At 37.0% G+C, this 20,526-nt stretch carries 22 protein-coding genes and 1 riboswitch; of the genes, 19 read left to right on the forward strand and 3 right to left on the reverse strand.

Annotated features, from left to right (window positions below; translation table 11 throughout):
- Positions 1-4: 4 nt before the first annotated feature.
- The 3 genes from thiI (at position 5) to D8M05_RS12385 (ending at position 2,319) form a co-directional block, all read left to right on the forward strand.
- Complete coding sequence (gene thiI / locus D8M05_RS12375) at positions 5-1,207, forward strand: tRNA uracil 4-sulfurtransferase ThiI (protein WP_121132240.1); 1,203 nt, start codon at positions 5-7, stop codon at positions 1,205-1,207.
- Positions 1,208-1,418: 211 nt separating this feature from the next.
- The gene (locus D8M05_RS12380; protein ID WP_121132242.1) at positions 1,419-1,622 is read left to right on the forward strand and encodes an alpha/beta-type small acid-soluble spore protein; all 204 of its coding nucleotides are present in this window, start codon (positions 1,419-1,421) and stop codon (positions 1,620-1,622) included.
- Positions 1,623-1,701: 79 nt separating this feature from the next.
- A complete protein-coding gene (locus D8M05_RS12385; protein ID WP_121132244.1) occupies positions 1,702-2,319 on the forward strand; it encodes a hypothetical protein in 618 nt (205 codons plus the stop codon).
- A gap of 25 nt (positions 2,320-2,344) precedes the next feature.
- Here the strand turns inward: D8M05_RS12385 and D8M05_RS12390 are convergent, their stop codons facing one another.
- On the reverse strand, positions 2,345-3,145 hold the full coding sequence (locus tag D8M05_RS12390) for an NAD kinase (protein WP_121132246.1): 801 nt from the start codon (positions 3,143-3,145) through the stop codon (positions 2,345-2,347).
- Positions 3,146-3,520: 375 nt separating this feature from the next.
- On the opposite strand from D8M05_RS12390, the gene D8M05_RS12395 reads away from it, so the two are divergent.
- From D8M05_RS12395 to D8M05_RS12415, 5 genes are all read left to right on the forward strand, one after another.
- Positions 3,521-4,069, forward strand: a complete 549-nt coding sequence (locus D8M05_RS12395; RefSeq protein ID WP_121132248.1) for a DUF2953 domain-containing protein — start codon at positions 3,521-3,523, stop codon at positions 4,067-4,069.
- A 13-nt stretch (positions 4,070-4,082) separates the two neighbouring features.
- A complete protein-coding gene (ytfJ, locus tag D8M05_RS12400; RefSeq protein ID WP_121132250.1) occupies positions 4,083-4,565 on the forward strand; it encodes a GerW family sporulation protein in 483 nt (160 codons plus the stop codon).
- A 77-nt stretch (positions 4,566-4,642) separates the two neighbouring features.
- Positions 4,643-5,143 (forward strand): thiol peroxidase, encoded by a 501-nt coding sequence (gene tpx, locus D8M05_RS12405; RefSeq protein ID WP_121132252.1) that lies wholly within the window; start codon positions 4,643-4,645, stop codon positions 5,141-5,143.
- 172 nt (positions 5,144-5,315) lie between these two features.
- Positions 5,316-6,305 (forward strand): class I SAM-dependent methyltransferase, encoded by a 990-nt coding sequence (locus tag D8M05_RS12410; protein WP_121132254.1) that lies wholly within the window; start codon positions 5,316-5,318, stop codon positions 6,303-6,305.
- Positions 6,306-6,329: 24 nt separating this feature from the next.
- The gene (locus tag D8M05_RS12415) at positions 6,330-7,520 is read left to right on the forward strand and encodes an acetate kinase (RefSeq protein ID WP_121132256.1); all 1,191 of its coding nucleotides are present in this window, start codon (positions 6,330-6,332) and stop codon (positions 7,518-7,520) included.
- Between the two features lie 166 nt (positions 7,521-7,686).
- Here D8M05_RS12415 and D8M05_RS12420 read toward each other — a convergent pair whose 3' ends face one another.
- Complete coding sequence (locus D8M05_RS12420; protein ID WP_121132258.1) at positions 7,687-8,115, reverse strand: universal stress protein; 429 nt, start codon at positions 8,113-8,115, stop codon at positions 7,687-7,689.
- A gap of 126 nt (positions 8,116-8,241) precedes the next feature.
- On the opposite strand from D8M05_RS12420, the gene D8M05_RS12425 reads away from it, so the two are divergent.
- Positions 8,242-8,421, forward strand: a complete 180-nt coding sequence (locus D8M05_RS12425; RefSeq protein WP_121132260.1) for a hypothetical protein — start codon at positions 8,242-8,244, stop codon at positions 8,419-8,421.
- A 223-nt stretch (positions 8,422-8,644) separates the two neighbouring features.
- A complete protein-coding gene (gene ald, locus D8M05_RS12430) occupies positions 8,645-9,760 on the forward strand; it encodes an alanine dehydrogenase (RefSeq protein WP_121132262.1) in 1,116 nt (371 codons plus the stop codon).
- A 45-nt stretch (positions 9,761-9,805) separates the two neighbouring features.
- Here ald and D8M05_RS12435 read toward each other — a convergent pair whose 3' ends face one another.
- Entirely contained in the window at positions 9,806-10,903 is a 1,098-nt protein-coding gene (locus tag D8M05_RS12435; protein ID WP_121132264.1) for a M24 family metallopeptidase, read from the reverse strand.
- A 233-nt stretch (positions 10,904-11,136) separates the two neighbouring features.
- On the opposite strand from D8M05_RS12435, the gene D8M05_RS12440 reads away from it, so the two are divergent.
- The 9 genes from D8M05_RS12440 (at position 11,137) to D8M05_RS12480 (ending at position 20,523) form a co-directional block, all read left to right on the forward strand.
- A complete protein-coding gene (locus D8M05_RS12440; RefSeq protein WP_121132266.1) occupies positions 11,137-11,655 on the forward strand; it encodes a DUF4178 domain-containing protein in 519 nt (172 codons plus the stop codon).
- A 13-nt stretch (positions 11,656-11,668) separates the two neighbouring features.
- Entirely contained in the window at positions 11,669-12,334 is a 666-nt protein-coding gene (locus D8M05_RS12445; RefSeq protein WP_121132268.1) for a PspA/IM30 family protein, read from the forward strand.
- 434 nt (positions 12,335-12,768) lie between these two features.
- Complete coding sequence (locus D8M05_RS12450) at positions 12,769-13,296, forward strand: DUF4247 domain-containing protein (protein ID WP_245985345.1); 528 nt, start codon at positions 12,769-12,771, stop codon at positions 13,294-13,296.
- Between the two features lie 15 nt (positions 13,297-13,311).
- A complete protein-coding gene (locus tag D8M05_RS12455) occupies positions 13,312-13,707 on the forward strand; it encodes a DUF350 domain-containing protein (RefSeq protein ID WP_121132270.1) in 396 nt (131 codons plus the stop codon).
- 67 nt (positions 13,708-13,774) lie between these two features.
- Positions 13,775-15,331: a polyamine aminopropyltransferase gene (locus D8M05_RS12460; protein ID WP_121132272.1), complete on the forward strand. Its 1,557-nt coding sequence runs from the start codon at positions 13,775-13,777 to the stop codon at positions 15,329-15,331.
- Positions 15,332-15,401: 70 nt separating this feature from the next.
- A complete protein-coding gene (locus D8M05_RS12465) occupies positions 15,402-16,082 on the forward strand; it encodes a metal-dependent hydrolase (protein ID WP_121132274.1) in 681 nt (226 codons plus the stop codon).
- A gap of 104 nt (positions 16,083-16,186) precedes the next feature.
- Positions 16,187-16,939, forward strand: coding sequence for a prepilin peptidase (locus tag D8M05_RS12470; RefSeq protein ID WP_121132276.1), 753 nt, complete (start codon positions 16,187-16,189; stop codon positions 16,937-16,939).
- Between the two features lie 152 nt (positions 16,940-17,091).
- A riboswitch (cyclic di-GMP riboswitch) is annotated at positions 17,092-17,176 on the forward strand.
- Between the two features lie 135 nt (positions 17,177-17,311).
- Positions 17,312-18,868 (forward strand): G5 domain-containing protein, encoded by a 1,557-nt coding sequence (locus D8M05_RS12475; protein ID WP_121132278.1) that lies wholly within the window; start codon positions 17,312-17,314, stop codon positions 18,866-18,868.
- Positions 18,868-20,523 (forward strand): GspE/PulE family protein, encoded by a 1,656-nt coding sequence (locus D8M05_RS12480; RefSeq protein WP_121132279.1) that lies wholly within the window; start codon positions 18,868-18,870, stop codon positions 20,521-20,523. Before D8M05_RS12475 ends, D8M05_RS12480 begins: the two co-directional genes overlap by 1 nt.
- Positions 20,524-20,526: the final 3 nt, after the last annotated feature.

Here is a 20,526-nt window from a genome sequence, read left to right on the forward strand (position 1 = left end):
GCAAGTGGAATTTGATCATATATTAATTCGTTATGGAGAAATGGCATTAAAAGGAAAGAACATTAAACAATTTATTAACAAGCTTCAACATAATGTCGGGCAGAAAATTAAAGAATTTCCAGATGCAAAGGTAAAACGAACACAGGGAAGAATGTTTGTTTTATTAAATGGAAATGATCCAAAAGCTGTCATGGAAAAGTGTAAAAAAGTATTTGGAATTCAAAGCTTAAGTCTCGCTATTAAGGTAGAGAATGATGTTGAAAAAATAAAAGATGCTGCACTTTATGCCTTAAGAAATGCAGAAGACGTGAAAACATTTAAAGTGTCTGTCAAACGCATCAACAAGGATTTTGATGTAAGGTCCCAAGCATTAAACCAGATGTTGGGCGGTCATCTACTGTCCAACACGGAAGGCTTTACCGTGGATGTTCATCATCCAGACGTTGAAGTAAAAGTAGAGATTCGTAAAGAAGCGACATATATCACATCAAGTATCGTACCTGGCTTGGGTGGGCTTCCAGTAGGAACCTCTGGTAAATCGCTATTATTATTATCAGGTGGTATTGATTCTCCTGTGGCTGGATACTTAGCAATGAAGCGTGGTGTAGCAATTGAGGCGATTCATTTTCATTCCCCGCCATTTACAAGTGAGCGTGCGAAGCAAAAAGTGCTTGATTTAGCAAAACAATTAACGAAATATGGGAAGTCTATTAACGTTCACATCGTTCCATTTACGAAATTGCAGCAGGAAATATTTCGTGAAATGCCAGATGAATACGCAATGACAATTATGCGCCGAATGATGTTTCGTATCGCAGAAAGTGTGTGTAGGAATGAAAATATTCTTTCTCTTACGACAGGGGAAAATCTCGGGCAAGTAGCTAGTCAGACGATGGATAGCATGCATACCATCAATGAGGTTACAAATTATCCAATTATCCGCCCGCTCGTTACGATGGATAAATTAGAAGTAATTAATATTGCTGAGAAAATCGGCACATATGAAACTTCAATATTACCTTTTGAAGACTGTTGTACGATTTTTGTACCAAAATCACCAAAAACAAAACCAAAGCGTGAAAAAGTAAATTATTATGAATCAACCCATGATTTTACCGCGTCAATTAATGAAGCAATTGAAGGTATTGAAACAATTAAAATTACAGATAAAAAAGAAATTGAAGAATCGTTCGGTGATCTTTTTTAGAGCGATGTCTTGGGACTGGTTTGTGTACGCTTATAAATCATGGGGGCGCCTTATTAGATAGATAAGCGATGAGCGCCCATAAACCTGAATTAGCGCTCATAAATCAACCCCATGGAAGAATTTTGACAAACTGACAGCAACTTCCAGGAAGTAAAGTGTATTGTTTTTCCCCTTGGTGCACATTCTATAAGTACCAAGGAGGTGAACAAACATGGCAAACAGTAATAACTCAAATCAATTAGTAGTTCCTGGTGCTGAACAAGCACTAGAACAAATGAAGTATGAAATTGCTCAAGAATTTGGTGTTCAACTTGGTGGCGAAACTACTTCTCGTGCTAACGGTTCTGTTGGTGGAGAGATCACTAAACGTCTTGTATCTATGGCTGAGCAACAATTTGGCGGTCAACAACATTAATTAAAACTTAATAAAAAATGGCTCGGGCTATTCCTTCATAGGAATAGCCCATTTACTTTTTTTAATAAAAACCTTGTAGTTGAACTTGATAAGCCTTCTCAAGAATGAAATAGAGCAAAATTCTCTTCAAATGAACTTGATAAGCCTTCTCAAGAATGAAATAGAGCAAAATTCTCTTGAAATGAACTTGATAAGCCTTCTCAAGATTAAAATAGAGCTAAATTCTCTTGAAATGAACTTGATAAGCCTTCTCAAGATTAAAATAGAGCAAAACCCTCATGAAATGAACTTGATAAGCCTTCTCAAGCTTAAAATAGAGCAAAATTCTCTTCAAATGAACTTGATAAGCCTTCTCAAGATTGAAATAGAGCAAAACCCTCATGAAATGAACTTGATAAGCCTTCTCAAGCTTAAAATAGAGCAAAATTCTCTTCAAATGAACTTGATAAGCCTTCTCAAGATTGAAATAGAGCAAAACCCTCATGAAATGAACTTGATAAGCCTTCTCAAGATTGAAATAGAGCAAAACCCTCATGAAATGAACTTGATAAGCCTTCTCAAGATTGAAATAGAGCAAAATTCTCTTCAAATGAACTTGATAAGCTCTCTCAAGAAAATTTTCCAAATTATTGTTACTTCGCAGTTTATATCTATTACGGTTACGTTGCAGTTAGGATCAACTATTGTTAAACTTTAAAAAACACAATCTTCTACAAATACCCTTACAAAAACATCCGCTTCACTCGGTCCCAATAGGAATTGTTTTTTAATTTAACAGTTTTAACTACGATGTCATCCATTGTTACTTCAACTTCATTAATTTTTCGGATTGGAAGTGCTTCATTGTCAAAACTCACAATCGGGTGATCATTCCCATCTTCCACTTCTTTTAGTGTTAATACACGCCCCTTACTTAAGACGAAGGAAGATCCAAGTGTACGAAAGTTATTATTGTTCATGGATGCTATTTCAGACACTTGAAAACAAGGAAGCAGTGGATCGATAACAGCACCGTTATTCGATTTATTGTAGGCAGTGCTACCAGTTGGTGTGGCAACAACCATTCCATCGCCGCGGAATGTTTCAAAGTGCTGGTTATCAATGTAAACATCGATTACAATCGTTTTTACAATTGTCGAACGAATCGTCACTTCATTTAGGCAGTAAAAACTGTTACCGTTATTAACTTTCGCTTTGATAACAGGAAATCGTCTTACTTCTAGTTCCTCATGTAATACTGCTGGTAATAATTCATTGAAATTCTCTAAAGTGAAGTCACAATATAAACTAGATACATTCTCAGGGGTAATTCCCGCGTATATAGCATCTTGCCTGTAACCAGTTTCCCGAATAGCTTGCAAGAACATACCATCTCCACCAACGCCAATGATAATTGTTGCTTCCTTATCATCATCTACCACTTGAAAGCCATTTTTATTTGCTAATTTAAATACAGGTTCTAATTTTTTCTCTGTATCTTCATCTTTTTGATAATAGAAGTAAATATTGTTTCTTTCTGACATATGTATAACCTCCGCCTAACAATTTGTCTTTTCTTTCATCTTAACACCATATGATCTGTTCTCCTAATGTTTAAAAAACGAATTTATGACTAAAAATGGAAATAGACTCTTTTTATGAAAGTATAAAATTTTGTGCATTGCTGTCTAGCTCCAGCGCCCAGCGACTAGCGAGACTTCCCTCACCTCCGTACGATAAGTCAACATCGACTCAGGTTTTAAGGAAGGCCGACTAAGAACAGGCATTCGCCAACGTCGGCATACCCCATAAAGGGGCATGTTTCCTTTATCTCCTACGGCTCAGTCCAGTCCGTACGTCGCTAAACGGGCGCTTGCGCTTTTCTAATGTTGTTCACTGTAAAGTAGGTGTTTTGGGTCATGCTGATTCTTATCATAATTGTATTATGCTTCTTCTTACTGTCACTTTTTCTAAAAATATATATTTCTATACATTATTCATTTACAAATCAAGAGCAGGAACTAAATGTTTCTATAAAAATTCTTCATATTCAACTATCAAGGTCCATTGACTTATCTGATAGGGAGGAAGAAATCCCATTCACACAGAAGTTCGACGTTTCTTCGATTACAACTAAACTAGACAATTTCCATACCAACTTCAAAAAGGGAAATAAAGCGATAACTACTCTGCTAAATCGAACGAAACTACATCAACTGGATTGGTCAACGAATATAGGTACTGGGGAAGCAAGCTCGACTGGAATAATCAGTGGTGTCATTTGGGCAATAAAAGGGTCGATTCTTGGATATATTATTGAAAAGATTAGACTAGGTTGTCAACCAGCAGTCAGGGTGAATCCATTTTTTCAACAAGCGTGTTTTCAAACGAATATAGATTGTATGTTTTCTATCAGATTGGGACAAGCTATACACGGAATTCTTAAAGTAATTCGGTTATTAAAATAGGGAGGAAAAGCAAATGAGTGAGCATCCAATTCAAGGTCTAATGACTACAGCAATGGAAAATTTAAAAGATATGATTGACGCGAATACCATCATCGGTGATCCCGTAGAGTCACCTGATGGAAGTATAATTATACCAGTATCGAAGCTAGGATTTGGATTTGCTGCAGGTGGTAGTGAATTTGGACAAGGTGATTCAGAAGGAGAACTACCTTTCGGTGGTGGTAGTGGTGGAGGCGTTTCTATCACGCCGATTGCTTTCCTAATTATTGGTAAGAACGGTATTAAGATGGTTCACTTAGACCAACATACACATTTATATGAGAAATTATTAAATAACACGCCACAGCTTATGGAAAAGATTCAGGCAATGCTTAAAGAATCAGGAATAGGCAAGAACAAAGAAGATAAAAAGAACGACAAAGGTAAAAAAGAAGATTCAGGTAATGGTAATGAAGAGAAGAAAGAAGAGCGAGAATCCTCTAGTTATGATATTTAAGCCTGATTATTGGACAGGGCGTTTTACTTTCTTCATAATAAAATTGTAGAAATTATTATAGAGAGGGATGAAATTGAATGGCAAATGTTACATTTCATAATGAGCCTGTCACATTAGTAGGTAATGAAATTAAAGTTGGGGATAAGGCGCCTGATTTTACCGTATTATCAAATGATCTTAAAGAAGTTTCATTAGATAATTATAAAGGAAAGGTTAAATTAATTGCAGCAGTTCCATCCGTGGATACTGGTGTTTGCTCTCAGGAAGCCAAACGTTTTAATGAAGAAGCAGATAAACTTGAAAATGTCCAAGTATTAACGATTAGTATGGATCTACCTTTTGCTCAAACACGCTGGTGTGCAGCTGAAGGTGTTAAAAATCTAGATACCCTATCAGATCATCGTGATGCATCATTTGGTGAAAGTTATGGTGTCTTAATGCAAGAAAATCGGTTATTGGCACGTTCAGTGTTTGTTGTAGATTCGAACGATCAGGTTACATATGTCGAATATGTTCCAGAAGTAACAACACATCCAAATTATGAAGCGGCACTTCAAGCAGCAAAAGAAGCCAAATAAGAAATAAATGATATAATCAGTTGAATTCCATCGGGATTCAACTGATTTAATGTTGGTTCGAGTTTTTCCTTCAAGTATATCAGTTACATAATACGGTTTCTTTTGGTACAATAAGAAAGTTGTAGAAGAGGATGTTCACACGTAATAGAAGGAACGATTGGAGGATTAACTAATGGATAAATCAAATGTTGAAACCTTATTTGAATGGTTTAATAATACAAGTGAAATGATTGTTCAACATTCAGATGAACTTTACATAGATAGTTTGGCAATTGTGATGGAAAGTTTATTCTATCAAAGTCCACCAGAAGATTTAGATGATACCCTCGCCAAGAAAATAGAGAAATCACTAGAAAAAATAGATTTATCTACACATAAAACGGATGAGATTCGTAAAGCTATTCAATTAGCGATATTGAAAGGGATGAAGGATTCTACACAACAGCAGCATCTGATGACTCCAGAAACGGTCGGATTAATTGTCGGATATCTTGCTGATAAATTAATGGAAGGGAAAAAAGAAGTAAGCGTCTTTGATCCTGCTGGTGGAACAGGTAATCTACTTACAACCGTTCTAGAAAAACTGAACCAAGATGTGAAAGCTTTTGCTAGTGAAGTTGATCCAACATTAATTCAACTAGCAGTACTAAATGCAAATTTACAGAAAAAGCAAATTGAATTTTTCCATCAGGATAGTTTACGACCGTTTTTATTAGATCCAGTAGATTTAGTGGTTGCAGATTTACCAATTGGCTACTATCCAGATGATGTACAGGCTAGTGGATATAAATTAAAAGCAGATGAAGGACATTCCTATGCACATCATTTATTTATTGAGCAGGGTCTGAAATATACGAAAGAAGCTGGCTACAACATCTATATTATCCCCGAATTCCTGTTTGACAGTGAGCAATCGAAACAGTTAAATCGATTTCTACATGATCATGCACATATAATTGGTTTGATTCGTTTACCAGAAAGTGCATTTAAATCGAACAACAATGCAAAAAGTATCCTAATACTGCAAAAGAAAGGGAAGGAAACTTCAGGGGTTAAACAACCACTACTTGTACAGATGCCTTCCTTTAAAAATGCAAACCAAATGGCAGATATATTAGGACAAATGAATCTTTGGTTTAAAAAGAACCATAATAAACAATAGAAAAGAATTTAGGAGTTGACATCAATGAGTAACAATATATTAGCAGTTAATGCAGGTAGCTCATCCTTAAAATTTCAATTAATTAAAATGCCAGAAGAAAACGTTGAAGCAATTGGTTTAGTAGAACGTATTGGTTTAAGTGATTCGATCTTCTCTATAGAAGTAGATGGAAAAAAGGACAAGACTACAACAGATATTCCAGACCATGCTGTGGCAGTTAAAATGTTATTGGATTCACTAATCTCTACTGGAGTAGTAAAATCATTTGATGAAATAGATGCAGTTGGACATCGTGTGGTACATGGTGGAGAACACTTTAATGATTCCGTTGTTATTGATGATGATGTTATCAGGAAGATTGAAGAAACATCAGAACTTGCACCATTACACAACCCAGCTAATCTAACAGGAATACAGGCTTTCAAAGAAACGCTTCCGTCTGTTCCAATGGTAGCTGTGTTTGATACAGCATTCCATCAAACAATGCCTAAATCTTCTTATTTATACAGCTTACCTTATGAATACTATGAAGAGTATGGAATCCGTAAGTATGGTTTCCACGGGACATCACATAAATATGTATCCGAACGTGCAGCTGAATTAATTGGTGTACCAATTGAGAATTTACGTTTGCTTTCATGTCATATTGGTAATGGCGCTAGTATTACCGCAATTGAAGGTGGAAAATCAATCGATACATCAATGGGATTCACCCCACTTGCTGGTGTAACAATGGGAACACGTTCTGGTAATATTGACCCTGCATTGATTCCTTACATTATGGAGAAGACTGGTCAAACGGCTGATGATGTAATAAATGTGTTAAATAAAAAGAGTGGAATGCTTGCTTTATCTGGTTTTTCAAGTGACTTGCGTGACATTGAAGAACAAGCAGACACAAATGAAAGAGCACAACTTGCGTTGGACGTTTTTGCAGGAAGAATTCATAAATATATTGGTTCGTATGCAGCGAAAATGTCTGGCGTGGATGCAATCATCTTTACAGCTGGTGTTGGTGAAAACAGCATTACGATGAGAGAGAGAATCTTAAAAGGATTAGAATTTATGGGCGTATATTGGGATCCTAAACGCAATAATGTGCGTGGAAAAGAGCAGTTCATAAACTATCCACACTCACCAGTTAAAGTAATTGTTATCCCTACAAACGAAGAAGTAATGATTGCAAGAGATACCGTACGTTTATCTAGTCTATAATAAATGCCTTTCTAAAGCATTATGTTTTTCTTAGATATAGGTTTTGACGCAAAAGAATAAAATTCGATGCATCTTATATCAATTGCAATAAACAATACAAAACAAAAGACTTATATGAATACAAAAAAAGGGGAGCTTGTGCAGCTCTCCTTTTTAAATTATATATTTAGCGAACGACAAGGACATCACATGAGGCATGTCTAGTTATATTTTCAGAAACACTACCAATTAAGAATCGTTCAACTGCACCCATTCCTGTTGCACCACAAATGATTAAGTCTGCATCAAAGTTTTCTGCAACTGTTTTTGCTATTTTTACCTTCGGGGATCCATATTCAATACAACGAACGATATCAGTTACGCCAGCTTCCTTAGCACTATCCACATAGCTGTCTAGCAATTCCCTTGCATACGCTTCTGCACGTTCTGACAACGTACGATCATATGCTTCTGCTGTTGCAAATGTTCTGGAATCTACAACATGTGCCAAGATTAATTTAGCGTTATTTCGTTTAACAATATCGAGGGATTTATTAAATGCCTTTTCTGCAGCTTGAGATCCGTCAACTGCTACAATAATTTTTTTATATTCCATGGTATCCTCCCCTTTCAAGTTCCATTATATACCAATCATGAAAGCGCTACAATGCGTTAACTGGAAATAATAGTTACAACATTGTTACGATTTTTTGGACATACTACTTATATGGAGGTGAAATCCTTGGCTAAAAAGAATAGCATTAAAGATAAGATACCAAAAAGCAGATTACAGCTGTATGAAGATAAAGATGGTGTTCAGGCAGTACAAAACCAATTGTTTGAAAGCTATCAAAGTGGTGTAGTAGAAGATGAATTGAACAATAATATAGGGGTTCACCATTTTAATAACCGAAAGAACTAATTGATTTGTCCCGCATCTTGAAGTGATGCGGGATTTGTTTCTGAATTAAATATGTCAACAATTTATATCAGCAGCACATTCAATACGAAAATAGCATTTATAAAAAGTGGACCCTTTCATATAAGATTGAGATGATTAAAAATTGTTATGACTTTTACATATTATTTGTTACAATGGTCGTAAGAAATACCAATATATAAAAGTTGATTGGGGGATTTATGTAATGAGAATAGGGGTACCAAAGGAAATTAAGAATGGTGAAAACCGAGTGGCGATTGCGCCGTCTGGTGTACTAACATTAGTTCATGCTGGACATAAAGTATCTGTAGAAACAGGAGCAGGGCTGGGTTCTAGTTTTACGGATGAGCAATATACGGCTGCTGGAGCAAACATAGTATCCTCTGCAAAAGAAGCATGGAATCAAGAAATGGTTATGAAGGTCAAAGAACCTCTACCAGAAGAATATGGATATTTCTATGAAGGTCTTATATTATTTACATATTTGCATTTAGCAAATGAGAGAGAATTAACGAAAGCCTTGGTTGAGAAGAAAGTTATTGGTATTGCCTATGAAACGGTTCAACTCCCTAACCGTTCGTTGCCTTTATTAACGCCGATGAGTGAGGTTGCTGGTCGAATGGCGACTCAAATTGGTGCTCAATTTTTAGAGCAACCAAAAGGTGGAAAAGGTATTCTTCTTTCAGGGATTCCAGGAGTAAAACGAGGGAAAGTTACGATTATTGGTGGTGGAGGTGTAGGAACCAATGCTGCTAAAATAGCAGTAGGACTTGGTGCTGACACAACGATCATTGATTTAAGTCCAGAAAGATTACGTCAATTAGATGATCTTTTTGGTTCGTCAGTAAACACATTAATCTCTAACTCACTTAATATTCATGATGCAGTCGTTGATTCTGATTTGGTTATAGGATCTGTTTTAATTCCGGGTGCAAAAGCTCCTGTATTAGTAACAGAAGAAATGATTAAAGAAATGAAAGATGGATCGGTTGTTGTCGATGTGGCAATTGACCAGGGAGGAAACTTTGAAACAAGTGATCGAATTACAACACACGATGATCCTACCTTTGTAAAACACGGAGTTGTTCATTATACCGTTGCAAACATGCCTGGTGCTGTACCGCGTACTTCAACAATTGGCTTGACTAATGTAACCGTTCCTTATGCACTGCAACTCGCGAACAAAGGATACAAACAAGCATGTCTAGATAATGAAGCATTGTTAAAAGGAATTAACACATTAGATGGTTATGTAACATTTAAGGCAGTGGCTGAAGCACATAATGTTGAATTTAATGATGCACATGAATTGCTTAAATAAATTAATAAAAAAAGAAATCGAGAAGAATACTCGATTTCTTTTTTTTTAACCTACAATGACAAGTTCCTTAGGAAATTTCGTTAGAACTTCCGCACCCTTATCAGTAGTGAAAATCATATCCTCGATACGAACACCGCCGACATTTGGTATGTAGATTCCTGGTTCAATGGTATAACACATGCCAGGTTGAAGAGCTGTTTCGTTATTTGCATGCATAGACGGATATTCATGGGTTTCAATTCCTAACCCATGGCCAATTCGATGGGTGAAATATTCACCAAAACCAGCATTGGCTATGGTATCTCTAGCAGCTTTATCAATTTTCCCAACAGGCGTTCCTAATGTAGAAGCGTTAATCGCATGTTGCTCAGCTGCAAGCACCGTATCATATATTTTCCTTTGCTCCTCTGTAATTGACTGGAAAGCTACGGTCCGAGTGATGTCAGAACAATATCCTTCATAAACTACACCAAGGTCGAAAAGCACAAGGTCACCTGAAGTAATTTCCTTAGACGAAGGTGTGCCGTGTGGAGAAGCGGTCTTTGCACCTGAGAGTGCCATCGTTGAGAAGGACATTTGCTGCACACCCTGTTTCTTTAGTTCGTATTCAATTTGTGCAACTAATGCAAGCTCACTAACGCCCTCTTTAATCGCTTCAACCCCTGTTTTAACGCCAAAGTCTGCTAATGCTGCCGCCTCTTTTAGTAAGGTATACTCTTTTTTAGTCTTAATGACACGTAAATTTGCGAGCATTTCCTTTGCATCAAATATTTCCACATCTGGAAAAATACCTTTTATCGCTTTATAGCGCTCCAATGTAATATGATCTTGTTCCATTGCAACAGACTGTGGAACCTTTCCGTTTTTCTCCAAATACTGTAATAATAGCTGCCATGGATCTTCATGGTCATAATATCCGATTATTTCAAATTCCCAACCACAAGCTTTCGCATCATTTGCTTCCATTGCTGGTAGCAGTAAAACGGGATCAATGTTGGCTGCGACATACACCGCGATTACACGCTCATGTGGGTCTGTATAATAATTGCTTAAGTAATAGAAATTTGCTGTTGATGTAACAAGTGCACTATCAATTCCTTCCTTATTAAGCAATGCTAAAAAATCTGTCATTCGGGTTGCCATGTTTACCACCTCATATGTTAGAATATAGAAGAATGTTCAAAAAGTCCGGTAAAACTGACACATCGAGAAGGGAGACTTCTCGGTCCTTTTATCCTCCTTTTGAACAAACAATATAACTAGTATATCAAAAGAAAAATAACTTAACATTTTTTAATACTTTTTGAAACCTTTACGAATCATGTAACGTACTAGTATTATACGCACCGAATAAATAGATGGACTGAGGTGAAGTTGTGGGGCTGTTTTCAAATTTATTTTCAAAGAAAAAACAAAATAAACCTGTACCAAAAGAAAGAAATGCCCTGAACATAGAAATTGGTGACATTGTGACTTATGACCTTCGTGATTTTGAAGTTGTTGGTAAAATCACATACAGAGATAGTGGGTATGAATGGTTAAGCTATCAGCTCCTTGAAGATGGGGGTCATGATACAATCTGGCTTGCTGCTGAGATGGATGATGAATTAGAGTTAGGCATCTACAAGAGCGTGCAGCTCCCAGTAACTTCTCCATACCCGAAGAAGCTTGAATTCGAAGGAAAGACTTACTTCCTAGAAGAAGAAGGCGTAGCAAGGGTACAAGGGCAGGGTAGAAGTTCGAGTTTGCAAGGGAAAGAAACACACTATGGTGATTACGCCGATGAGGATGATGAAAGTTACCTTAGCCTCGAATCTTGGGGAACAGAAATCGAAGTTAGTGTGGGGTATTCGATTGAGCCTTATGAATTAAAAATAATAGCAGGATCATTTTAAAGGAGGAATTTAAATGTTTAAATTTTTTAAACGCGTATCAACAGTTGTTAGTTCAGAATTAAATTCAATGCTTGACAAGGCGGAAGATCCAGTGAAATTACTTGATCAGTATATGCGTGATATGGCAGAGGATATTCGTGAAGTAGAAGCTGCAGTTGCTAAGCAAATTGCAAATGAAAAAATGTTAAAGCGCAAAGCAAATGATGCACTTGCATTGGTAGAAAAACGCCAAGACCAAGCAGTAAAAGCAATTGAAGCTGGGAATGATGATTTAGCTCGACGTGCGCTTCAAGATAAGAAAGACCATGATGCGACTGCAACAGCATTAAATGAATCATGGGAACGTGCTAAAGCAGATGCAGATATGCTACGTTCGAAATTAGACGAAATGAAGAAAGAATACCAAGAAATGAACTTAAAGAAAGATTCATTAAAAGCTCGTGCTGAATCAGCGAAAACAAGAACGAAAATTAACCGTACCATGTCATCCATTGGCGGAGATGATTCAAAACGTGGATTTGAGCGCATGGAAGAAAAGGTTCTACGCTTTGAAGCAGAAGCAGAAACTTCAGAAGACTTATCCCAAGCAAGCCGTACATTAGATGATGAATTTGAGGATTTAGTCAAAAATGATGTGGATGATGAATTAGCTGCTTTGAAAGAAAAATTAGGTAAATAATAAATAAATTCCATTATTAGTACGTGTTCAAAAAGGAGGATAAAAAGGACCGAGAAGTTCGAGGCAGTTTAGCTGCCGGTACTGGAACGTATGCAATTAATACGTGAGGAACGGAAAAGCAAGCTAACGAGCTTCCACAGGATGTGGTGACTTCTACGTTGCCCACAGGACGTGGGCGGGTTTAATAGAAGTTCCTCTTCTCGATGTGTCATTTTTACCGGACTTTTTGAATATCCTCTATTAGGAATAACGATATCTTGTTTACAGTATATATGAATGGTGGGGCAGGTAAAACTGCTCCATTCTTACTGTTTTTCCCTTAAAAGGTTAAGGAGAGGGGGATTGGTTTGCGCAAAAAAATGTTTTTTTCAATTGCACTTTTATTTAGCATTATATTTTTGAGTGCGTGTTCATTAGACAGTTCAAGCAGAGGGATGTCACAAGAGATATCAATTACGGCAGATGAGGTACCAGGTGAATTGGATAAGCAGACGATTATTTCTTCGATTACATCTAGTCCAAGCACTGAAATTGATGATATCATTGAAGTGAATTTTCCGTTAGTGGATACATTCTCTGATAATAATGAATCTGCTGAAATCTATGCGACAACACAATTTACACTTTCTGAACTCGCAAATGTTTTAGAGGAAGCAACAAATCCAACAGAAGTTAGTGATGAAATTGATGACCAGCAAATTTTTATCTATCCTGATGCGTTTTTAACACTTGCTCCAAGTGTTGATGATGATAAAGTGCTACTCATTGAAGTAGCTAGTGAAACATATGTTAGAAATAATTATTCTCCAAGCTTTTTGCAAACCTATTTTGCGATTCGTTTATTAGACGATATGTTTGGAAGTAATTGGAGTAGGAGTAAAAGTAGTGATTCTTCAGGATCGGGTTCCACGTTGAGGGGTAACACAACATTTCGAGGTGGCGGTTTTGGCTTTGGAAAATAAAGGAGGTTGAAGGAAGTGGAAGCATTTATTGCAACAGTGGCGTATTTTGTAATATCGGTTGTCATTGTATATATTGGTTTATTGATTTTTGAAGTAATAACAACCAAATATAAGGATTATGAAGAAATTGAGAATGGCAATGTAGCCGTTGCATTATCAATTGCAGGGAAAGTTATAGGTATTTGTATTATTCTTGCGTTTTCAATTTATCATAGCAATCATATTTATGATAGTGTTATTTGGGGTGCAGTTGGTATCGTATTGCAAATGGTTGCATATTTGTTAGTAGAATTATTAACTAGAAAATTTTCTGTGGAAGAACAGATTAAGAACAATAACATTGCAGTAGGTATATTTTCGATGAGTATTTCCATCGGACTTGGTCTAGTTGTTGGTGCATCAATTACATAGAATAAATAAATTTTAATGACATGGCCTGGCAGCAGCTTGGCCTTATTTTTATCGTTTCGGAGTGTGAATAATGAATAACGAGGCAATACGTAAGTCAAGCATTATCTATTGGTCTAGTGGCATTGTGTCGATTTGTGGAATTATTTTTGAAGTTTTGTTTGGTGCATTGGGGTCTTACATATTAGGTGATGGTGTTAAGCAGTATACGTTAACGATTTCACTATTCTTAACTGGGATGGGGATTGGAGCGAGTCTTAGTGAAAAGGTAATGAAAAATTTAATCCTTGCTTTTGTCTGGATTGAATTTGGTGTGGGACTGATTGGTGGGTTTTCCAGTTTTACGATGTTTGGTATTACCGCTTTTGCACCATCAGGAACAGATGCATTCTTTTTATACTTTATCACTGTCTTAATCGGAGCCTTAACAGGGTTTGAACTGCCAATACTTATTCGGAAGGCAAATGATATTGGTGTTGAGTTAAATCGAAGTACGGCAAGGGTTTTATTCTCGGATTATGCTGGGGGATTAATTGGAGGTATCCTATTTGCGTTTTTACTACGCCCACAGCTAGGACTTGTGAAATCTGCCTTTTTAATCGGTTGTATTAATGTCATTGTCGCTCTAATCGTTTTATGGTTATTCCGAAAAGAGATACGTAACTTTACTGTGCATGCTATATTTGGGATTCTTATCTTAATTATGTTAATTATTGGATTGTTTTTTGGAGAAGAAGCAGCATTTAGCTTTGAGCAAAAGCTCTATCAGGACCCAATAATGCATATGGAACAAAGTAACTATCAGAAAATAATTCTAACTCAAGATTTCTATGAGGAAGATGTAAGGTTGTATTTAAATGGTTCGTTACAGCTAAGCTCAACTGATGAATATCGCTACCACGAGGTGCTCGTACATCCTGCAATGACTTATGCCGATGAACGGGAGAATGTATTAGTATTAGGTGGTGGAGACGGAGTTGCAGTGAAGGAAATATTGAAATATGATGACGTAAAGCAAATTACTTTAGTTGATTTAGACCCTGCTGTTGTACAGCTTGCGAACACGAATGCGGAAATTTTAGGATTAAATGAGGCTTCGCTTAAAAATGAAAAAGTAGAGGTAATACATACGGATGCCTTTCAATTCCTAGAACAGTCTGATGTGTTCTTCGATGTAATCATAGTCGATTTACCAGACCCGAATAATGAAAGCTTAAACAAACTCTATACATGGGAGTTTTATTCCTTAATGAGAAATCATCTATCTCCTGGTGGTGCTGCAATGATTCAAGCTACGAGTCCTGTCTTTGCAACAGAAGTGTATTGGACTATTTCGGAGACGGTAGCATCCACAGGTCTACATGTAGAAAATTTCCATGTTGATGTACCAAGCTTTGGAAATTGGGGATTTATCATGGCTAGTCGTGATGAAATAAATGCGGCCAGAATAGATATCGACGTTTCAACAAGATTTCTAACAAATGATGTTTTGCAAAGCTTGACGACTTTCGGAAAAGATGAAGATGCAGAGATTGAAAAGGATGGTAAATTGGTAGAGTTAAAACCGAATACATTAATTGACCCACATTTAATTGGTATATATGAGAGTTCTTGGAAAAACTATTAAGTGTTAGAAGGGATTCGGACCTTTTTGTCGAAATGATTACGTAGACTATTTATAGAAAGGAAGAAATATCATGAAGGTTTCTTATCATGGACATGCGGTTGTTAAAGTAGAGACAGCTAACCATACGATTCTTGTTGATCCATTTATAAATGGGAATGGTGCATGTGATTTGGATGCATCCAAGGTTAAAGCGGATGTAATATTGCTTACTCACGCACATAACGATCACGTTGGTGACACGTTAGAAATTGCGAAGCGAAATGATGCGCTTGTTGTAGCACCAAATGAACTTGCAAACTATTTAGGTACAAAAGGATTAAATGTTCATCCAATGCATATTGGAGGTTCGCGGGAATTCAATTTTGGGAAAGTGAAATTTACGCAGGCTTTCCATGGTTCATCATATACAGAAGAGGATGGAACGGTTGTTTATGGTGGGATGCCTGGTGGGATTTTATTAACCGCTGAGGGGAAAACCATTTATCATTTAGGGGATACTGCATTATTCTCAGACCTTAAGATGTACGGGGAAATGCATGATATTGATCTAGCATTCATCCCGATTGGCGATAACTTTACAATGGGACCAGAAGATGCACTTGTTGCAGCAGATTGGGTGAAGGCGAAAGTAGTTGTCCCAATTCATTATAATACCTTTCCTGTAATTGAGCAGGATCCGAATGATTTTGTAAGCAAGGTAAAGACAGGAGAAGGTAAGGTCTTAGAAATAGGGGAAGCATTGGAAATATAAGCATTAAAAAAGTGAGCTCATGTGGCTCGCTTTTTTAGTGTGCATTGATATAATAGACATGGTAGTCTAATAGACATATGACGAACGGATTAGGGGTATAACGTATGGAAATCTTTTTTATAATCTTCTTTTTTATTGTTGGTATTGTTTTTGGGTCATTTTATAATGTAGTCGGCCTGCGTTCACCAAAAAATGAAACATTTGTAAATGATCGTTCATACTGCCCGAATTGTAAACACCAATTAGCATGGTATGAGTTGATTCCAGTTCTGTCCTTTGTTATTCAAGGTGGAAAATGTAGACATTGTAAAGCTAAAATTTCTTACATTTATCCAATGGTAGAGGTCTTTACAGGTATTTTATTTGCATTTAGTTATGTGAAAATTGGAATGGAAGTTGAGTTAATTACCGCACTATTACTTGTTTCCATGTTAATGATTATTTTCGTTTCAGATATTACATATATGCTTATCCAGAATAAAATCTTACTGTTCTTTCTCCCATTTTTCATTATTATGCGCATATTAAATCCACTGGAACCATGGTGGTCGCCCATCTTAGGTGCAGTCGTAGGAATAGGGATTATTGCGCTAATTATAATCGTAAGCCGTGGTGGTATGGGTGCTGGGGACATGAAATTGTTTGGTGTTTTAGGGATTGTTTTAGGAACGGAAAAAGTGTTACTTGCCTTTTTCTTATCTTGTTTGGTAGGTGCAATTATTGGGATGTTATTAATGGCATTTAAAGTGATTGGTCGCAAACAGCCTGTTCCTTTTGGTCCGTATATAATCTTTGCAGCATTGATTACTTATTTTTATGGAGAAAATTTAATTGATTGGTATTTCAACCTTTTGTAATGGGTGTTTTGGGTGAAACTACAAAAATAGTGAAAAAGTATGATAATTTTGTAAAAAATGCGTAAAAATCTAGTACGAAATATCGAAATGCGTTGACACTTCAATTTGCAATTGCTACTATTTAACTATGAAAGTAAGAAAATACGATACATTTTTATAAGGGAAGCTATGAAATACGATTCGTTTACTGGGCATCTGAATCGTGTGGAGCTAGTGATGCAACCGACCTTTCATTAATTGCATAATGCATGCATTTTTTGAGAGGTTTTTTATTTGGCTGATTAGATAATTGCGTTCGATATATTGAATATCGACCCAAATAAATAATACATATCTTTTGCGGAATAATGATAGTTGAAGGTGGGGTCCATCATGAGATTACTCAAGAAATTTTCTATTCTTATTATTATATGCCTAATCATTATTGGACTTTCTCGTGGCTTAGTTGTGGAAGCTGCTGGCGCAGTGTCACAAGGTTCATCAATTGGGGGTGTTTTACTTGAGGATTTATCCAATGATGAAGCAAAAATGTTACTGCAAGAGCAAGTGGCTAACTGGTTAGCTGGCGAAGCATTGATAGCAGAAAGTGAACATGAAATCTTTGAAATACCACGAACTATTTTTGAATTTGATATTGAGGCTTCACTTGCATCTTTAAATGAAAAAACGAAGCGGTCATGGTCTTCCTTTTTCTTGAAAAAGAAAAATGTGCAAATTCCTTTTATTGTTAATGTGAAAGAAATGGATGTGTTGGATTGGCCTGAGCATATTGATGTGGAAAATACCCTTTCAAGTGTTTCGACGATAGCTAGCAATCTTGGAGAAGAAAGTGTGGAAATCACTTATTTAGAAAACCAAACCGTAGAACAAGAAGAGTTGGCAGAGGTCCGCTTACCCCTTCCAGATATTTCAAATGCAGTAACGGGACATCTTGCTGAAGAGCTAAATGGCTACGTAATGCCAGCAAATAGCTCGTTTTCCTTTTTAGAATCGGTAAAACTTTTGGATGGAATGGCCAATTCAAATGCGGAAAGAAGTTTTGTAGCAAGTGCCCTCTATGCTTTAGTTTTACAGACAAACTTAGAAATTATTGAACGATTTTCGCAAGGTGATATCCCTGGCTACACGGAAGCTGGTATCGAAGTAGAAATAAATGAAGGGGAAAGCAAAGACTTCCTTATTTATAACCCAAACGACCAACCTTTTACAATTACTGCTGAACTGATTGAGAATGACCTATTAATGACAATAGAATCTGTTCCTACACCAAGAACGTATCGTTATGTGACAGAAAATGAAGTAGAAATTGAACCAAAAACAATTTATCGTTATAGCCCTGATCTTCCGTTGGGGGCAGAAGAATTGATTCAAAGTGGTGAGAGCGGGTTACAAATTGAAGTGTACCGTATATCAACACATGAGGATGGTAGTTCCGAACAAGAATTGGTGAGCCGAGATTTTTATCCTCCAACACCAGAAATCATACTTGTGTCTACAAAAGAAGGCATGCAACCTGAGTTAAATGACATGCTTGATTCGGAGCTGGAAGGATTAGAAATCCCTGAAAATACGAGTGGTCTTGATTTGAATGGGCTACTAAATGGCACGGAAACAACAGATGATGAAGCATCTGAAGAAAATAAGATGAATACTTCTGAACTCCTATTGCATTGCATCATGAAGAATAATGCAGAAGATAACAACAGTGAAGAAACAAATGAAAACCAGGAGGATACAAATGAGGAAGACCAAGTCGCTGATTTATGTGACGTTCTATTCCTTTATATGTTGAGCAATATGGCAGACGGTACAACTCCTGAATCCGAAGAAGATGGAAAATCAGGTTATTCCCTGGAGGAATTATTGAAGAAGTTATCCAGCGAACTAAATGAAGATGAGGTCGATACAGAGGAAGAGGTGCTGAAGTAATGGCTAGAAAACGGCTTGGTGATTTGCTTGTTGATGCAGGATTACTTACGAATGAGCAATTATCCCAAACGCTTGCTACGAAAGCAACAGAGGAAAAGCTAGGTGATGCGTTGTTAAGGGAAGGGTATATAACCGAACAACAACTTATCGAAGTACTGGAGTTCCAGCTAGGGATTCCCCATGTTAATTTATTTCAGTATTCCATCGATCAAGACATCGTACAGCTCGTACCGAAAGACTTAGCCAAACGCTATAATTTAATGCCAATTCGTATTGATGATAATAAATTATTCGTTGCCATGGCAGATCCAATGGATTATTTCGCAATGGAAGAACTACGAATGGCTACCGGGTTCCAAATTGTACCTGGTATTGCAACAAAAGATTCACTATATCGAACAATCACGAAGTATTATGACTTGCAAGAGTCGATTGAAGAAGTGATGGGTGATTTTACACCTGATGAGAATATCGAGGATTTAGGAATAACGGATGAAGATTCCCCAATTGTTCGGTTAGTCAATCAAATTATTACGAACGCTGTGGCACTTAGAGCAAGTGATATTCATTTTGATCCACAGGAAGCGGAACTTAGAGTAAGGTACAGGGTCGATGGTGTTTTAAGAACAGAACGAGAACTTCCTAAGTATATGCAGAACGTGCTTATTGCTCGTATTAAGATTATGGGTAACTTGAACATTACCGAAAATCGTGTTCCACAAGACGGAAGGATTAAGATGGAGGTTAATCATAAACCTGTTGATATTAGACTTTCTACATTGCCTGCAGTACATGGTGAAAAGATCGTTATGCGCATCCTTGATTTAGGGAATGCATTAAATGACATAAAAAAGCTTGGATTTACAAATGATAATCAAATGAAATTCAAAGCGATGATTGAAAAACCGAACGGCATTGTACTCATTACTGGACCAACGGGTTCTGGGAAATCATCTACATTATATGCATCACTAAATCAATTAAATAACGAAGAGGTTAATATCATTACCGTTGAAGACCCAGTCGAGTATCAGTTATTTGGTATTAATCAAGTGCAAGTAAGAGAAGAAGTAGGGATGACGTTTGCAAGTGGGTTGCGTTCGATTTTACGTCAAGATCCAGACATTATTATGATTGGTGAAATTCGTGACTTTGAAACGGCACAAATTGCTGTGCGAGCTTCATTAACTGGTCATCTTGTATTAAGCACACTACATACGAATAGTGCTGTTGCTGCTATATCGAGGCTCCTTGATATGGGTGTTGAACCGTTCCTGATTTCTTCATCATTAAATGGGGTTGTTGCACAACGATTAGTGCGAAAAGTTTGTCGTGACTGTGCAGAAACAGTACAGCCAACAGAAAGAGAAAAAGGAATTTTTACAAATGCTGGTATTGAAATTGACGCGATCGAGCGAGGAAGAGGTTGTCCGAGCTGCGGAATGACGGGATATCGCGGGCGAATTGCTGTTCATGAAGTTCTTCCGATTGATCAGGAAATTCGTGGGTTTATTATGAGTGAAACGAAGCGTGGGGAAATTAATCGCTATGCCCGTGAATCTGGAATGTTATCCCTGCTCCAAGACGGGTTATTAAAAGTGTCCCAGGGCTTAACGACAACAGAAGAAGTGATGCGTGTTGCTACAATTGATTAGGAG

Origin of the sequence: Oceanobacillus bengalensis (assembly GCF_003628445.1) — a bacterium.
GTDB classification, from domain to species: Bacteria; Bacillota; Bacilli; order Bacillales; family Amphibacillaceae; genus Oceanobacillus; species Oceanobacillus bengalensis.